This window comes from Cobetia sp. 1CM21F (genome assembly GCF_023161745.1).
GTDB lineage: Bacteria > Pseudomonadota > Gammaproteobacteria > Pseudomonadales > Halomonadaceae > Cobetia > Cobetia amphilecti.
The window spans coordinates 1,113,343-1,126,428 of sequence record NZ_JALNTQ010000001.1 but is presented as its reverse complement, the minus strand read 5'-3'; the positions used below and the strand labels follow the sequence as shown (position 1 = coordinate 1,126,428).

Annotated in this window: 12 protein-coding genes; 8 read left to right on the top strand and 4 right to left on the bottom strand. The window is 58.6% G+C overall.

Features of this window, described 5'->3' with window-relative positions; translation table 11 throughout:
• The first annotated feature begins 99 nt into the window (after positions 1–99).
• From MSG32_RS04530 to MSG32_RS04515, 4 genes are all read left to right on the top strand, one after another.
• Positions 100–753 (top strand): DsbA family oxidoreductase, encoded by a 654-nt coding sequence (locus tag MSG32_RS04530; protein ID WP_248378056.1) that lies wholly within the window; start codon positions 100–102, stop codon positions 751–753.
• A gap of 139 nt (positions 754–892) precedes the next feature.
• Entirely contained in the window at positions 893–1,834 is a 942-nt protein-coding gene (gene rihA, locus MSG32_RS04525) for a pyrimidine-specific ribonucleoside hydrolase RihA (RefSeq protein ID WP_248378054.1), read from the top strand.
• Between the two features lie 118 nt (positions 1,835–1,952).
• A complete protein-coding gene (locus MSG32_RS04520; protein ID WP_248378052.1) occupies positions 1,953–3,662 on the top strand; it encodes a GMC oxidoreductase in 1,710 nt (569 codons plus the stop codon).
• A 171-nt stretch (positions 3,663–3,833) separates the two neighbouring features.
• Entirely contained in the window at positions 3,834–4,061 is a 228-nt protein-coding gene (locus MSG32_RS04515) for a glutaredoxin family protein (RefSeq protein WP_107336525.1), read from the top strand.
• A gap of 290 nt (positions 4,062–4,351) precedes the next feature.
• Here the strand turns inward: MSG32_RS04515 and MSG32_RS04510 are convergent, their stop codons facing one another.
• From MSG32_RS04510 to MSG32_RS04500, 3 genes are all read right to left on the bottom strand, one after another.
• On the bottom strand, positions 4,352–5,245 hold the full coding sequence (locus tag MSG32_RS04510) for a hypothetical protein (RefSeq protein ID WP_248378050.1): 894 nt from the start codon (positions 5,243–5,245) through the stop codon (positions 4,352–4,354).
• Between the two features lie 203 nt (positions 5,246–5,448).
• Entirely contained in the window at positions 5,449–5,985 is a 537-nt protein-coding gene (locus tag MSG32_RS04505) for a hypothetical protein (protein WP_248378048.1), read from the bottom strand.
• Between the two features lie 151 nt (positions 5,986–6,136).
• Positions 6,137–6,802, bottom strand: a complete 666-nt coding sequence (locus tag MSG32_RS04500) for a GntR family transcriptional regulator (protein ID WP_248378046.1) — start codon at positions 6,800–6,802, stop codon at positions 6,137–6,139.
• Between the two features lie 368 nt (positions 6,803–7,170).
• Between MSG32_RS04500 and MSG32_RS04495 the strand changes: the two genes are divergently transcribed.
• From MSG32_RS04495 to madM, 4 genes are all read left to right on the top strand, one after another.
• Positions 7,171–8,670: a malonyl-CoA decarboxylase gene (locus MSG32_RS04495; RefSeq protein WP_282460254.1), complete on the top strand. Its 1,500-nt coding sequence runs from the start codon at positions 7,171–7,173 to the stop codon at positions 8,668–8,670.
• A 154-nt stretch (positions 8,671–8,824) separates the two neighbouring features.
• Entirely contained in the window at positions 8,825–10,384 is a 1,560-nt protein-coding gene (locus MSG32_RS04490) for a malonyl-CoA synthase (protein WP_248378044.1), read from the top strand.
• Between the two features lie 300 nt (positions 10,385–10,684).
• Positions 10,685–11,167, top strand: a complete 483-nt coding sequence (gene madL / locus MSG32_RS04485) for a malonate transporter subunit MadL (RefSeq protein ID WP_131432133.1) — start codon at positions 10,685–10,687, stop codon at positions 11,165–11,167.
• Positions 11,168–11,177: 10 nt separating this feature from the next.
• Complete coding sequence (madM, locus tag MSG32_RS04480) at positions 11,178–11,939, top strand: malonate transporter subunit MadM (RefSeq protein WP_054556957.1); 762 nt, start codon at positions 11,178–11,180, stop codon at positions 11,937–11,939.
• A 202-nt stretch (positions 11,940–12,141) separates the two neighbouring features.
• On the opposite strand, the gene MSG32_RS04475 is transcribed toward madM, so the two are convergent.
• Positions 12,142–12,993, bottom strand: coding sequence for an alpha/beta hydrolase-fold protein (locus tag MSG32_RS04475; protein ID WP_248378042.1), 852 nt, complete (start codon positions 12,991–12,993; stop codon positions 12,142–12,144).
• Positions 12,994–13,086: the final 93 nt, after the last annotated feature.

Here is a 13,086-nt window from a genome sequence, read left to right as displayed (position 1 = left end):
ATTTCGACGTGCTTGTTTCGACGTACACTTTTCGACGTGCTCTCACGGTGGCCTTCGCGCTGTAGTGAAGAGCGCATGAGAGATCAGCAGGAGAATCCCATGTCACAGCTCGATATCCAGGTCGCCTACGACGTGGTCTGCCCCTGGTGCTGGATCGGCAAGCGCCATCTCGATGACGCCATCGCGCAACTCGACTTCAAGGATGAGGTACGCGTGAACTACCTGCCCTTCCAGCTCAATCCGTGGGTGCCGCGTGAAGGCATGCTGCGGGCCGACTACCGCGCGCAGAAGTTCGGCAGTGTCGAGCGTGGCGCGGAACTCGATGCCCAGGTGGCCCAGGCCGGCGCGCAGAGTGGCGTCACCTTCCGCCATGCTCTGATGGAGCGCACGCCCAATTCCACCGATGCCCAGCGCATCGTCTGGCGCCAGCAATCCAAGGGCCTGGCGGAGCGCCCGCTGCTGGAAGCCCTGTTCACTGCCTACTTCCACGATGGCAAGAACGTGGGTGACCGGCAGGTGCTGGCCGAGATCGCAAGCCAGCACGATGACGACCTGAGCATCGAGCAGGCGCTGGCCTTCCTTGATTCCGACGCGGGCGAGCAGGAAGTCGCCGCCCAGCAGGAGGCGCTGCGCAACGCCGGTATCCAGTCGGTGCCCAGCACCATCGTCGGCCAGTACTACGTGCCCGGCGCGCAACCGGTGGAAGTGCTGGTGCAGATGCTCAACGAGGCCCGCGCCCAGCAGACGGGTTGATCCGCCCCGCATTACCCGATTGCCCTGACAGACGACACGCCCTTCGCAAGGATGGCGTGTCGTTTTGCGTTCAGGCATAAAGGAGAAGCTTATAGAGGCAAGCCACGACAACAAGACGACTCACGACAAGGACTGCCGCATGCCGCGCCCCATCATTCTCGATTGCGATCCCGGCCACGACGATGCCATCTCGCTGATTCTGGCCCTTAGCTCAGACGCGCTCGACGTCCTGGCCGTCACCACCAGCGCTGGCAATCAGACGCCCGACAAGACGCTCAACAATGCGCTGCGGGTGCTCACCCTGCTGGGCCGCCACGATATTCCGGTGGCGGGCGGTGCGCCCAAGCCTTTGGCGCGCGAGCTGATCATCGCCGACAACGTGCATGGCGAAAGTGGCCTGGATGGCCCTGAACTGCCGAACCCCGGCTTTGCCCCCGTCAACCAGAGCGCCATCGAGCTGATGGCCGAGAAGGTCCGCGCCTGTGAGCAGAAGGTCACGCTGGTGCCCTCCGGCCCGCTGACCAACATCGCGCTGTTTCTCTCAGCCTATCCTGAGCTGCACCCGCGCATCGACAGCATCGTGCTGATGGGCGGCGCGGCCGGTGTCGGCAACTGGACGCCCGCCGCCGAGTTCAACATCTTCGTCGACCCCGAAGCCGCCGACATGGTGTTCAAGTCCGGCCTGCCCATCGTGATGTGCGGGCTGGATGTCACCCATCAGGCGCAGATCATGGATGAAGATATCGAGCGCATCCGCGCCATCGACAATCCCGTTGCCCAGTGTGTCGCGGAGCTGCTCGACTTCTTCATGATCTACCATCGCGATCCGAAGTGGGGCTTCAACGGCGCGCCGTTGCATGATCCCTGCACCATCGCCTGGCTGCTGGCGCCTGAGCTGTTCACCACGGTGGAGTGCTGGGTCGGCGTCGAGACACAGGGCGAGCACACCCAGGGCATGACGGTGGTGGACCGCTATCAGCTCACCGGCAAGCCGCACAACGCCAGAGTGCTGTTCGATATCGACCGCCAGGGCTTCGTCGATCTGATCGTCCGGCAGCTGGCGCTGTACTTCCCTCGATAGCCCCCTCACTAGCCCCCTCGCTAGCCCGCTCACCAGCATCCAGAAGGCAGTCGCCCAGCCAGTACCGTGCGAGGCGCTCTTTCCTGCTGAGAGCAGCGCTTCCCTATAGAGAGCCGCCATGTCAGACACCGATCGCCATGCCAGTGACACCCCGCCACAGGCGCACGCCCATAAGCACGAGCATAAGCACGGCCATAAGCACGAGCATGACTACGACTACCTCATCGTGGGCTCGGGCTTTGGCGGCTCGGTGTGCGCGCATCGCCTGACCGAGAAAGGCTATCGCGTGGCGGTCATGGAACAGGGCAAGCGCTGGACACCGGACAATATGCCGCGCTCCAACTGGCGGCTGAGTCGCTGGTTGTGGCGGCCGATGCTGGGCCTGCGCGGCTTCTTCACCATGAGCTTTTTCCGCCATGTCATCGTGCTGCACGGCAACGCGGTGGGCGGCGGCTCCATCACCTATGCGCAGACGCTGCTGGTGCCGCCCGACAGGGTGTGGGACAACGGCCAGTGGGCGGGGCTCAATGACTGGCATGCGGTGATGCCGGCGCACTACGCCACGGCGAAGCAGATGCTCGGCGTGACCACCAATCGGATCATCGCGCCAGCGGATCACCACCTGAAACGCATGGCGGCGGTCGCCGGCTGCGAAGGCACCTGGTACCCCACCGAGGTCGGCATCTTCTTCGGCCCCGAGGGAGAAAGCACCACGCCAGCCGCCGGAAGCGCGCATGCAGACCCCTACTTTGATGGCGAAGGGCCTGATAGACGCAGCTGCATCGGTTGCGGTGGCTGCATGATGGGCTGCAGGCACGGCGCCAAGAACAGCCTCGACAAGAACTATCTGTATCTGGCCGAGAAGCACGGTGCCCAGGTGCATGCCGAGACCAAGGTGATCGATGTCGTGCCGCTCAATAACAAGGCGGATGGGGCCGATGGCTATGTGGTGACGACGGTGCCCTCCACCTTCGCCGGGCTCTATCTCGGACTGGGCAAGCGCCGTGTCACCTGTCAGTCCATCGTCTTCGCAGGCTCGTCGCTCGGCACCCAGGAGTTGCTGTTCCACCTCAGGGACAAGGGCTCATTGCCGGACATCTCGAACGCGCTGGGCAAGCGGGTGCGCACCAATGCGGAGTCGTTGATCAGCTGTCGCATGCCAGACAGTCACGATGACATGTCCAAGGGCATCGCCATCGGCTCCGGCATTCATATCGATGAGCACACCCATATCGAAGCCACGCGCTATCCGGCGGGCTCCGACTTCATGGGGCTGCTGTTCACCGCGATGGCCAGGGGCAAGCCCGGCTGGACACGTCCCTTCTCGTGGCTCAAGGCCATGGCGAAGGTGGTGGCGGCCAATCCGCGCCGCGCGCTGAAATTCCAGCTGCCGTGGGGCTTCGCGAAGGAGACGATCATCTTTCTGTGCATGCAGACGGCGGATGGCCACCTCAACATGCAGTTGAAACGCCTGTGGTACTGGCCGCTGCGCAAGGCGCTGGTCACCGAGGGCAAGCGCATCCCGACCTTCATCCCCGAGGCGAATGATTTCGTCACGCGTGGCGCAGAGGCCATCGGCGCCATCCCCGGCAGCAGCATCCCCGAGATACTCTTCAACATTCCGACCACGGCGCACTGCATGGGCGGCGCGGCCATGGCGGCCTCCCCCGAGGACGGCGTCTGCGATGGGCAGAATCGCGTCTTCCATTACCGCAATATGCTGATCTGTGACAGCTCGATGCTCGCCGCCAATCTGGGCGTCAATCCCAGCCTGACCATCACCGCCCTGGCGGAACATGCGATGAGCCATATCCCACGCAAGGACTGACCTTCACAACGCCCGATATGGAAAGTGCTGGTACATGAAGTGATAGTGCAAGAGGTGCTGATGCGGGAAGTGCTGGTGTAGAGAGAGACCGACGGCTGTTATCATTGCCCGCCAGCATTCTCAGGCGATGTGCGTACAAGGCGCGGGTTCGATCAACACGGGAGCACAGCAATGAAACGGGTATCACTCTTCACCATGGCAAACTGCCCGCACTGCAAGACAGCCAAGCAGTATCTGGAGCAGCAGAAGATCGGCTTCCGCCTGGTGGACGTCCGATCCCCCGCGGGCCAGAAGGAATTCGCCAAGACAGGCTTTCGCAGCGTGCCTGTCCTGAAGATTGGTGATCAGTTCCTGAAGGGGTTCAGCGTCAAAGGATTCAATCAGTTGTATAAGGGTTAGCTAACCAAACTTAGCGCACTCGTTCACCGAGATACACTCCAATACTCCATAACAGTCTAATGCCCGATATCATGGACATTGAATCATCAACTATACGAATGCTTGCGATGAGAAGGTAATATTTCATAACCATAACAGACTAATCTTCTAACTTTGCTGTCTAAACCTTAGGATACATGATCTCTTTATGAGCAGGATGTTAAATTTTTACTGTGCAGCCTGAAACTTAACTTAAAAAATACTAACAAGCATGGACTTGCTTTATTTGAATATCACGCAAAAAAATTACTTTAAGCATGTTTGTATCTCTTTGCCATTATTTCTGGGTCTTCATTCATAAGAGCGCCCATCAACTCGAAATTAACGCTAGGGGATTTAGTAAGAACATCCAGCATTTCTTTATCAACACTATACTGATATTTTAGAATACCGCCATACCTTTTACCCACTCTCTTACTAATATACCTTTCTGCTTCTTTAGGAAAACCTATTAAAAAATCATTAAAACTTATAATCAATTCATCTGTTAAAGCTATAACACGCTCATTAATATCAACTATAGCTATAAGAAAAGCCACACCGAGGGTTTCTAGAATTTCATCCTCCGATAGCCTCCTCATCATCGGTCCATCTATTTTGTCACGGAGTTTTATCCTCATCTCTTCATTCAACTCATCTCTTTTGCTCCAGAAGGTTAACAATGAATTGTAATTGTGAAACATAGCTTTGATCTTTAAAATATTGCACCAATGAACTGATGAGTCTTTCCCAGAGCTAGCTAAAAAAGATAACTCATGCATATTCTCAGATAATTTGTCAACATCAATAAGTATACTAGGGATAGCAAGTAACCGTTGAACAGGATGACTCTCTAATGTGCCAATATAATTATATTTTATCGCAATTAAGTTAGATCTTGCAGACTCCGCATCCAATATTAGCTTATTGATAGAGTCAATTTTGTTCTTTTCAATCTTAAGCTTATCTTGACTATTGAAGGCGAGATAGGCAGCAATAGCACCGAGGGCAGCAGAGAGGAAAGGGCTAGCTAAAGGAAAAACATATTCTGACAAAATATCAGCATTTACTCCCGTGGAATAGGACAAAGGTAAATATATAAAATGTGGACTCAAGCATTCAGAAAAAAGACCATAGCAACTACTAAACTCATACCCGTTAGTCATCAGAAAACCCATTTAAATATTAAAAGACATATTGCCAGTGTGTAAAATATAAATGTAACAGCGAAATCAAAAGCAAATACATTAGCCTAAGAACCTATATTTATCCTTCTTAACTAAATGCCAGACAAAGATCATCACTCCGAGCAACCAATTAAGAACTAAACCGATGCGGCACAAATCATACCAATAAAAAGTATAAGATATCACCATCTTGGCAACTTAAGCGGTCTTGCTACTGGAAACTCGTATGCTGGAAACTCTTCTAGATACCAAACTATCATCTCTCTACAAAAACTTTTAAAGCCTTCATCTCTCCACATGTTAATCATCTCTTGTCTACTCAATTTACTTTCGGCTTGGTGCTTACGCTTATAAACATACCCTGTATATGGGTTCAACTTTGGCCATGTTTTATTTTGACTTCTATAATGACCATGTGGAATTGATGGATACGAATCTCTATCTGATTTTGTGAATACCCAAACTTTGTTTACAAGCATCTCCATAAAAGGAGAATTGACATTAAATTCCTCATCATCCTGCACGTCTTGGTCGCCCTCACTCATGGGAGGTGTATCATCTGCACCATGTTCGTAATATTTTATATTTTCTCTAGGATCATCTTTATCAAACTCACTTGTCAACCATCGAGCTACACTAACTCTTTCACAGTACTCATCCAAGTCTATAAACCCATAACGATAGTGAATATCAGAAAGACAAATCATTGTATTGAGCATAGCGCATCCTAATTTTTAATACGTAGATACAAACCCTAACCTTAATATAGCTTTAAAAGCCACGGAATATACCAGAAGGTCAACAATATAATACGACACTATAGTACAACACAACCAATTCTAATAATAAACAATTCACAAATGCATGCAGTTACACCACCTCATGCAACCGCTCAATATTCGCCACCAGATCCGTAAACCTCTCCCCCTGGATATGCACGTGATCCTTCAGCGCCTGTTCAGCAGCAGCGGCGTCGCCGGCTTCGATGGCGGCGACGATGGCTTCGTGTTCCGCGTAGGAGCTGTGCATGCGGTGGCGGACGTGAAGTTGCAGTCGGCGGTACGGCTTGAGGATGGCGTGCAGGCGCGTAGCTTCTTCGGTGAGGAAGGCGTTGTGGCTGGCGCGATAGAGACAGTGATGAAAGAGGCCGTTCTCGTAGTAGTAGCCATTGGCGTCGTCGGCTTCCAGGCGTTCACGGCAGGCGGCGTGGGCGTCCTTGAGTTCAGAAAGCTCCTGCGTGGTGATGCGCCGCGCGGCGAGTCGGCCACACATGGCTTCCAGTTCTGCCATGACTTCAAAGCGTTCCACCAGCTCCGAGACGCCCAGCTGCGTCACGAAGGTGCCGCGCTTGGACACCACCTTCACCATGCCGGAGGCGGCCAACTGCTGCAGCGCCTCGCGGATCGGCGTGCGTGAGCATTGGTACTCGCGCCCCAGGGCCTCGGGATCGAGCTTGGTCCCCGGCGGGAAGCGCCCTTCGACGATGGCATCTTCGAGCAGATCGCGAAGGCGCTGGGTGTGGGACATCTTGATCATCTGCGGCGTCCTTTTACTGATGCTGAGCACTGATGCTGAGCACTGGTGCTGATGCCTTGCGGCCATGTTGCGGTGACGATGGCGCCAAATTCTGCCGACCTTGCCTCAATCCCCTCACAGGCATGCCAACCGGCCATGAGGCCAGTCGCTGTCTCGTCTCCTTGCCTTCATTGAACAGGGGAAGTGGCCGCGCAGGAAACTGACTTTAGTCGTGTCTGGCATGTCAGGACTTGACGCTAACACACCAGACGCCTATCTGTTGTATACAACAAGACGAAGCCAAATATTCATTCCTCAGACGCCATACTGAGCAATGGATATGAACCAGCCACCACAGCTTCGCGTCTCGCGCCTTGAGGAAGACCGCCATGAACATCAATCTGAGTTTTCTGCAAGACCTGCTGACCCATGTCGGCCAGCGTGCCCGCCAGCAGGTCGGCCTCTCGCCAGGCGCCGGGAATGAAGACACCGCCCTCGCCCGCCTGATCGAGAGCTGCCACAACCTCACCGAGAGCAGCGGTGAAGCCTCGCGCATCATGATGGCCCAGCGGGCGCTGGAGGATTATCAGCAGCTGGACCACGAGCAGCGCCTCGCCTTCTTCCATGTGCTGGCCGAGCACTACGCCGCCGATGAAGCACGCATTCACGCCGCCTACGCGGCCTATCGTGAATCCCCGGACAACGCCAACCTCAGCACGCTGTTCGCCGCCAGCGAACCCAGGCGCCAATCGCTGCTGCGCCGTCTGAATCTATGCCCCGGCGGCACCTATGAAATCGTGCGCATGCGCGCCGACCTGCTCAAGCTCATCAAGCAGCATCCGGAGCTCAAGCCGCTGGATGCCGACTTCGCGCACCTGTTCGCCTCCTGGTTCAATCGCGGCTTCCTGATGCTGGAGGCCATCGACTGGAACACCCCCGCGGCGGTGCTGGAGAAGATCATCCGCTATGAGGCGGTGCATGCCATCCAGGACTGGAGCGACCTGCGCGGACGCCTCGACCCCGAGGACCGCCGCTGCTACGCCTTCTTCCACCCGGCCATCGGCGATGAGCCGCTGATCTTCGTCGAGGTGGCACTGTGCAAGGGCGTGCCCAACAACATCCAGCATCTGCTCGCCAACAGCGGCCAGACCACCGAGCGCGAGGCGGACACCGCCGTCTTCTACAGCATCAGCAATTGCCAGAAGGGCCTGAAAGGCATCTCGTTCGGCAACTTCCTGATCAAGCAGGTGGTGCAGGAGCTGCAACGCGAACTGCCCAATCTCAGCCGCTTCGTCACCCTCTCGCCGGTGCCCGGCTTCAGCCAGTGGCTCGAACGTGCACGTGACGAGGAAGGCCTGGAAGTCTCCGACCTGCTGGCCCATCACCTGCAGCACGATGACTGGATGAATGACGAGGAGGCCCAGCAGAAGATGGCGCCGGAGCTGCGTGCCCTCGCCGCCCACTATCTGGTCAACGTCAAGCATCGCAGCGGCCAGCCGATGGACCCGGTCGCCCGCTTCCACCTCGGCAACGGTGCCAGCCTGCATCGCCTCAACTGGCCCGGCGACACCTCGCCCAATGGCCGCCAGCAGGCCCACGGCCTGATGGTGAATTACCTCTATGAGCCGCACCGCATCGAGCAGAACCACGAGGCCTTCAGCCGCAACGACAGCGTGGTGTGCAGCAGCGAGGTCAAGAAGGAGTCGAAAGCCAACAAGGAACTGGCCAAGGCCCCCAGGCGCGAAACTAAAAAGGAAACCGATTCCCTGTCCAGTTCGCCCCAGTCCAGTTCACCACTGTCATCAAAAACAGCCGAACAGCCGCCCGCGCCGAAGTCGGCTGCTGATGCCAACGACAGCAAGCAAGCGCCTGAGTCTTTGGAAGAATGAGCCGCTCAAAGAATAAGCCGCTCGAAAAATGATTCGCCCGGCAGGCACGCCGCCTGGCGGAGCACACCTGACCACAACGTCTCTTGCTTTGCGTCAATGACGTCTCATGACAAGACAACGCCTCACGACAAGAACAACGCCATTGGAGCCAATTATGTCTCACGCCAACCACGACAATCTCTATCTGCAATTTGCGCGCAACTTCGATGAGCGCCCGGATGCCACCTTCCTCGATACCGTCGAAGGCCACGGCTACACCTTCGCCCAGACACGCACTGCCGCCGGCCAGATGGCCAGTGCCCTGCGCGAGCTGGGCGTGGCACCGGGCGACCGCGTCGCGGTGCAGATCGACAAGAGCTGCGAGACCATCATCCTGTATCTGGCCTGCCTGCAGGTCGGGGCGGTCTATCTGCCGCTGAACACCGCCTACACCGGCGAGGAGATCCGCTACTTCCTGGGCGACGCCGGCCCGCACCTGTATGTCTGCCAGCCCAAGGCGCTGGAGACGGCACGCGAACTCGGCAAGCAATGCGGCGTGCCGCGCGTCGAGAGCCTCGGTACCGAGCAGGACGGCAGCCTGATGGAGCAGGCGCGCCAGTGCAGCGCGAGCCACGAGGTCGAGCCACGCGCCGCCGATGATCTCGCCGCCATTCTGTATACCTCCGGCACCACCGGTCGCAGCAAGGGCGCGATGCTGACCCACGCCAACCTGGCCTCCAACTGCCAGGCATTGGCCGAGACCTGGCGCTTCAGCGCGGACGACCACCTGATCCACGCCCTGCCCATCTTCCATACCCACGGCCTGTTCGTGGCCTGCAATATCGTGCTGACCGTCGGCGCCTCGATGACCTTCCTGCCCAAGTTCGATGCTGAGCAGATTCTTGATCTGATGCCGCGTTCCAGCGTGCTGATGGGCGTGCCGACCTTCTACACGCGCCTGCTGGAATCCGAGCGCCTCAACCGCGAGACGACCGCCAGCATGCGCCTGTTCGTCTCCGGTTCCGCGCCGCTGCTCAGCGAGACCCACAGCGAATTCAGCGCACGCACCGGTCACGCGATTCTCGAACGCTACGGCATGACCGAGACCAACATGAACACCTCCAACCCCTACGACGGCGAGCGCCGTCCGGGCACGGTGGGCATGGCGCTGCCCGGCAGCGAGGTGCGCGTCACCGACCGCGAGACAGGCGCCATCCTGCCGCGTGGCGAGACCGGCCTGATCGAGGTACGTGGGTCGAACGTCTTCAAGGGCTACTGGAAGATGCCGGAGAAGACCGCCAGCGAATTCCGCGAGGATGGCTTCTTCATCACCGGTGATCTCGGCCATATCGATGCCGATGGCTATCTGTGCATCAGCGGCCGCGACAAGGACCTGATCATCTCCGGCGGCTACAACATCTACCCGAAGGAGGTGGAGCTGCTGATCGATGACATGCCCGGCGTCAACGAATCGGCGGTGTTCGGCGTGCCGCATCCTGACTTCGGCGAAGGCGTCTGCGCGGTGGTGGTGATGCAGCCCGGCCACCAGGACAGTCTCGATGAAGCGGCGGTGCTGGTCGCCCTCAGCGACAAGCTGGCCCGCTACAAGCAGCCCAAGCGCGTGTTCTTCATCGATAGCCTGCCACGCAACGTGATGGGCAAGGTGCAGAAGAAACAGCTGCGCGAGGAGTATGCCGAGCTGTTCATGCCAGAGCCTTCACGCGCCCACGGCTGAGGGCTCTCTAGCCCACAGCTGAGGGCTCGTTCGGTAGGACTTATACAGCTTGACGCTCCATCATCGACTGCCATCGGCATGGCGTGACGCCATCACGTCATGCCGGTGGGTTCACTCACCCTCAAGCCCTGCCAAGGACAGGCAAAGGACAGGCAAAGGACGCGCAATAGTCAGACACAAGACACGTAAAGCCAGGCTAGCCAACCTGGAGAAAGAGATAAGTTAGATAAATCAGAAAGACGACAAGACGCCACACTGATTCACCACCCCTTCACCACAACAACAAGAAGGTATTACGCCATGGTGATCTACGGAGTTGCCCTGCTGGCAGGGTGCATGATGGCCGGTCTCGTGATCGGTGATCTGCTCGGAGAAATGCTCAATATCGATTCCAATCTCGGCGGCGTCGGCATCGCGATGCTGCTACTCATCTTCATCACCGGCGTGCTCAAGGACCGCGGCAAGATGGCCGACAGCACCGCCAGCGGCATCAATTTCTGGAACGCGATGTACATCCCCATCGTGGTCGCGATGGCCGCCAGCCAGAACGTGGTCGCGGCCTTCAGTGGCGGCATGGTCGCACTGGTCGCGGGCGTGCTGGCCGTGGTGCTGGGGCTGGCCCTCGTGCCGCTGCTGACCGGCAAGCGCCCCGAGAATGCGCTGGAAGATGACCCGCTCGCCGGCGAGACCCGCTATACGCCGACCAGAACCTCAGTGACGACAGGTGCGCCGGTGCTGGACCGCAGCCGCCACACCTCCTCCACTCCTGCGCACAAACACTGAGGGCTGAACCATGATCGAGTCACTCGTCCAACTGTTCGACAAGTATCATCTGGTCGCCGCCTTCGCCGTGATCGGCCTGGCGATGTATGTCGCCTACTGGATCAGCAACAACCTGACCCACGGCAAGCTGCACGGCTCCGCCATCGCCATCATTCTCGGCCTGGTGCTGGCCTATGTGGGCGGCGCGACCACCGGCGGCAGCAAGGGGCTCTCGGATGTCACGCTGTTCTCGGGGCTTGGCCTTATGGGCGGCGGCATGCTGCGTGATCTCGCGATCATCGCCACCGCCTACGGGGTCAACCTGAAGGAAATTCGCCAGACCGGCTTTCGTGGGGTCGTGGCGCTGTTCGTCGGCGTGTTGATCTCCTTCATCGCCGGTGGGGGTGTCGCCATCGCCTTCGGCTATACCGACCCGGTCGATATCACCACCATCGGCGCGGGCGCGGTCACCTACATCGTCGGCCCGGTCACCGGTGCCACGCTGGGGGCAAGCTCCGAAGTGGTCGCGCTGTCGATCGCGGCCGGACTGGTGAAGTCGATTCTGACCATGGTCGCCACGCCGATGACAGCACGCCTGATCGGGCTCGACAATCCACGCTCCGCGATGATCTTCGGCGGCCTGATCGGCACCACCAGCGGCGTCGCGGCCGGTCTCGCCGCCACCGATGCCCGCCTGGTGCCCTACGGTGCGATGACGGCCACCTTCTACACCGGCCTGGGTATCCTACTCGCCCCGACGGTGCTGTTCCTGGCGGTACGTGCGGTGATGTAAGCGTTGCTCTGATACAAACCGCGCTGTTACAGACCGCTCTGACACAAGCTGCACTGAACAAGCGGCTCTGAAACAAGACGACGGCGGCATCAGCCAGGACGATAAACGTCTCACGCTGATGCCGCCGTCGTGTCTTTACTGTCTAGCTGCCCCCCTTCAACTGCACGCACGCGCTTTCGCACTTTCGCGCAGGCAAGCCTGATCAGCGTGACCCCAACAACATTTCCATCACCGAGCGCGCCGCGGGCCACATCACGCTGCCGTGGTCTTCGCCTTCATACAGCTTCCATTGCACCTCGGTCTGCGGACAGCGCTCGCCCAACTGGCGCGCATAGGCTTGGGCGTTGTCGATCATCGCGCGCTGGACACGCAGCCTGTCCCGCTTTGGGTCATTGCGCTGTGGCTGCGGCGATTGCTCGCGTCCGCCAGCGGCGATCAATACCGGGCCCGCCGCCTCGGAGCAGACAAGACGCAGCGGCCAGTTGGCCTGGTCATTCTCCTGCAGCCACCAAAGCGAAGGGCTGATCGCGAAGATCGCGCCGAACGCCTCAGGCGCCTGCTGCTGGGCATGGAGCGCGAACAGGCCGCCAAGCGAGTGACCGACCAGCGCCGGTTGCTCGAGATCCAGCGGATAGCGTGAGGCCAGTTCAGGCGGCAAGGATTGCGTCAGATAGGCCAGAAACTGCGCCCCGCCACCCGTGCCTTCAGGTGCGGTGCCGCTGGTGAGCGGTGGCGTGAAGTCCTTGTAGCGCAGTGTCGTGACGGTGGCACGCGTCGCCTCTGCCTGCTCGTCACTGCCCGCGTAGCCGACCGCGACGATGGCGAGATTCGCCGGCGCCTTGTCAAAGCCGCGACGTCCCAATATGTCGCGCGCCGCCGTGAACAGATCGAGATGGCGATTGCCGTCCAGTACCAGCAGCACGGGATAGCCCCCTTGCGGCGGCGCGACCCTGGGCAATGCCACCTGGATCAGATAGTCGTGCCCCGTGAGGCGCGAATGCTGGGTGAAGGAGGTCGTGGTGCCTGGCAGCGCCTCATCAGCGGCGTGAGACATGGCAAGGGCCGGCAAGCTCACAGTAGCGGATGTCAGCATGATGAGCCCCCATGCCTGTAGCCGGGCGAATAGCCTCATGCGCGCTCGCAATCC